Below are 3,905 nucleotides of genomic sequence, written 5' to 3' on the forward strand. Positions count from 1 at the left end.
AATATTTTTAAAATCTTCTCATAGAAGGTCTTTTTGTTGTACCTAAAAATAATCTTTGATAGTTTTTAAAAATAATATTTTCAAAATAATATCTAACCTATTTTTTCATATTAAACTTTACACTATCAAAAAAATATGCTTTTTTACATAAAAATAAGCTATTACTTATTATACCATAAGTAATAGCTTGTACTTTATTTTTTACTTAAGTAGGTCTATTGCTGTCTTTACTTGCTCTGGAACTTTTTTAAATAAAAATTCACCATTTCTTATTGAAGATAAAACTGAAACTCTATCACAAATTGCATCAAATTCATTTTCTGCATTTAGTACTATAAAATTGGCAGGTTTACCTTCTTCTATACCATAAACATCCTGTATATTAAGAGTTTTAGCCCCATTTATAGTTATAAGATCTAGAGCATTATTTATTTCATCAAAGCTCATCATTTGACAAATATGAATTCCAGCATCAAGAATATTCATTAAGTTACCAGAGCCTAATGGATACCATGGATCTGACATTGAATCCTGTGCAAAACATACATTTATTCCTTCTTCAACCATTTCTTTAACTCTTGTTACCCCTCTTCTTTTTGGATAACCATCAAATCTTCCTTGTAAGTGTATATTTTCTGTTGGACATGATATAAAATTAATTCCTGATTGTTTAAGTAGTTTAAAAAGCTTAAAAGTATAAGCATTATTATAAGAATGCATTGCACATGTATGACTTGCTGTAACTTTTTCTCCTATTCCTTCTAAATAAGCATGAGCCGCTAAAACTTCTAAAAATCTTGATTGCTCATCATCAGTTTCATCACAATGAATATCTACTAATTTATCGTATTTGCATGCTAATTCTATAGCTTTTTTTACTGATTTTTCTCCAAACTCTCTAGTAAATTCAAAATGTGGAATAGCTCCAACAACATCAGCACCCATTTGAAGTGCTTTTTCTACTAATTCTTCTCCACCTTTATAAGCATACATACCTTCCTGTGGAAAAGCTATTATTTGTAATGTTACTATATCTTTAATTTCTTCTTTTAATTCAAGCATAGCTTTTAAAGATGTTAAATTAGGATCTGTCACATCCACATGAGTTCTTATATATTGTATTCCACTTAATACTTCCTTCTTTATGGCTTTTCTTGCTCTCTCTTTAACCTCTTCTTTATTTAAATTTCCTTTTGTTTCTGACCAACGTTGAATTCCTTCAAATAAGGTTCCTGTTGAATTACTTGCTCCAGGATTATGTGCAGTAAATACATAATCTAAATGTATGTGAGGCTCAACATACGGAGGTAAAGTTAATTTTCCTTCTATATCAATAATTTCTATATCTTTATGATTATATTTATCTTTAAGATCCTTTCCTATCTCCTTAAAAATACCATTCTCCACAAAAATATCAATCAATTCATTATTACCTTTTAATCTTGCATTTTTAAAAAGTGTTTTTTTCATATTATTTTCTCCTCTTCTTTTACTAAATTCACCAAAATATATAATAAAAAATATGGATATATTACCATAATATTTTCATAAAAAAATCATATCATATAGAATTTTCCAAGTCATTGTTCATAGAGTACAATATTCTGTTGATGTATTTGTGTTTAAATAGTACAAAAATACTATACTAATTTTTTACTATTTGTACGATGAATACAATTTAACATTGGTGTATTATTAATATTATGAAACAGCTTGTACCATATTTGTATATGGTTAGTATTTTTGAGCTAGTATATTATAAATAAAAGGAGATATAAAAATGAATGTATTAATGGAAAATATTACTTGGATGGAATTTAATAAAAGAAAGGAAGACTCAGTAGTTATTTTACCAATTGGCTCTACTGAACAACATGGACCTCATTTACCACTTTCAGTAGATACGGTAATAGCTAATGGTTTTTCAACTAGATTAGCCGAAAAAATTAATGGTCTTGTAGCTCCAGCTCTTTCTTATGGTTATAAGTCTCAACCATTAAGTGGTGGTGGCCCATTATTTCCTGGAACTATAGATTTAAATGGTGAAACAGTTATTAAACTTGTTTCAGATATTCTAACTGAACTTATTAAGGATGGAGTAAAAAAAATATTAGTACTTAATGCTCACTTTGAAAATGAAGCTTTTATATTAGAAGCTATAGATTTAGTATCTAATACATATGGTGATAAAGTTACAATCGTTGAAACTAATTGGTGGGATCCAATGCCCGAAGATGTAATAGATAAAGTCTTTACTGAAATACCATTCCCTGGTTGGGCATTAGAACATGCAGCTGTAACTGAAACTTCTCTTATGATGTATTTTGCACCTACATTAGTACAAGAAGATAAAATACTTGATTTAAAAGTTGAACCTTGCTCTTATCACAAGTACCCAATTGATAAATCAATAGTACCTGAAAGTGGAGTTTTAGCTACTGCCAAAACTTCAAGTGCTGCTAAAGGAGAAATTATTGTTAATAGTGTTTTAGATAAATTAGTAGAAATCGTTAATGAAGTATTTTAATATTTTAAAATGATATTGTGTTAAGTATTGATTCTAGATTGATTTAATTATTGCTTCTAAATATTAACCTATTTATAAAAGTAAAATTAAAAAATCTTCTTCATTACTTAACATATTTTAAAAGCTATATTAGTATTAGAACATTTCTTAAAATATATTATTAACAAAGTTACCGTATTAAAATTGGCTTTATATATAAATTTATCATTTCAAATTAAGTGTATATTTATATGTAAAGAAAGGAGGATATTACTATGAATAAAACTAAAGGTATAACCCTTACTATTTTATCAGCAATTATATTTGGTTTTTCATTTACTTTATCACCATTAACTTATGGTGCTGGTGGAAGTAATCCTGTTACTTTAACCTTTTTAAGGAGCTTTATGTGTCTTCCAGTTTTATTTGTTGTTTTAAAAGTTAAAAAAATTTCTTTTAAAATAACTAAAAAAGAAGCGTTTAATCTTTTTATTTTGGGTCTTATAGGAACTGCTGTTACTACTTTAATTCTCAATACATCTTTTGCTTATGTAGATGTTGGAATTGCTACAACTATTCATTTTGTTTATCCTATATTCGTAACTATTGGTTGCGTACTTTTCTTTAAAGAACACCTTAGTATGAAAAAACTTTTAGCTCTGATAATTGCAACCTTAGGAATATGTTGTTTCTTTGGTATTGATGTAGGCTCTAATTCTGCTAATACGCCTTTAGGAATAACCTTTGCTATACTTTCAGGTATAACTTATGCATTTTATATAATCTTTATGGATAAAAGTGGACTTAAAAATTTAAATCCATTTAAAACATCATTTTATGTTGCAGTAGTTGTTGCTTTTGTAATAGGAATATATGGATTAACTACTAAAGAACTTACTATCTCTACTCTTACAACTCAATCGTGGATACTTACTTTTATAATATCAATTCTTTGTTCTTTAGTTGCAGTCTCTCTTTTACAAGTGGGTATTAAACATATAGGTGCTTCTACTGCTGCTATTTTAAGTACCTTTGAACCTATTACAGGAGTAGTATGTGGCGCTATACTTTTAGGAGAAGAGTTTACTGCATTAAAAATTTTAGCTTGTGTTCTTATCTTTACTGGTGTAGGGATTCTTGTGTTAAGTAAAGATAAAGAAAAAATTGAAAGTAGTAATAAAGTAATAAATCATAAAGAAGCTATTTCTCACCATTAATTTTAAAAAATATTTATAAAAAGCTCTCTGTGATAAAACTGAGAGCTTTTTATTTTATTTAATAATTCTGATTAAATAATAAAATATCATTTAATACTTATCTTTAAATATTCCTATATTGTTTCATTGATTTAATTTAAACTTAAAAATTTTATTATAAATATATGAAATATATACTATAC

Annotated in this window: 3 protein-coding genes; 2 read left to right on the plus strand and 1 reads right to left on the minus strand. The window is 26.8% G+C overall.

The window, feature by feature from the left end:
* Positions 1–201: 201 nt before the first annotated feature.
* Entirely contained in the window at positions 202–1,470 is a 1,269-nt protein-coding gene (codA, locus tag GBZ86_RS13500) for a cytosine deaminase (RefSeq protein ID WP_152891484.1), read from the minus strand.
* A gap of 310 nt (positions 1,471–1,780) precedes the next feature.
* Here codA and GBZ86_RS13505 point away from each other — a divergent pair, with 310 nt between their 5' ends.
* On the plus strand, positions 1,781–2,527 hold the full coding sequence (locus GBZ86_RS13505) for a creatininase (RefSeq protein WP_207707458.1): 747 nt from the start codon (positions 1,781–1,783) through the stop codon (positions 2,525–2,527).
* A gap of 254 nt (positions 2,528–2,781) precedes the next feature.
* Positions 2,782–3,723: a DMT family transporter gene (locus tag GBZ86_RS13510; protein ID WP_152891486.1), complete on the plus strand. Its 942-nt coding sequence runs from the start codon at positions 2,782–2,784 to the stop codon at positions 3,721–3,723.
* Positions 3,724–3,905 lie beyond the last annotated feature (182 nt).

This window comes from Clostridium tarantellae (assembly GCF_009295725.1).
In the GTDB taxonomy this organism is placed as follows: Bacteria; Bacillota; Clostridia; order Clostridiales; family Clostridiaceae; genus Sarcina; species Sarcina tarantellae.

Excerpts from the sequence above, each read along its gene's own strand:
- codA (WP_152891484.1), bottom strand. The coding sequence starts at position 1,470 with ATGAAAAAAACACTTTTTAAAAATGCAAGATTAAAAGGTAATAATGAA.
- GBZ86_RS13505 (WP_207707458.1), top strand. The coding sequence starts at position 1,781 with ATGAATGTATTAATGGAAAATATTACTTGGATGGAATTTAATAAAAGA.
- GBZ86_RS13510 (WP_152891486.1), top strand. The coding sequence starts at position 2,782 with ATGAATAAAACTAAAGGTATAACCCTTACTATTTTATCAGCAATTATA.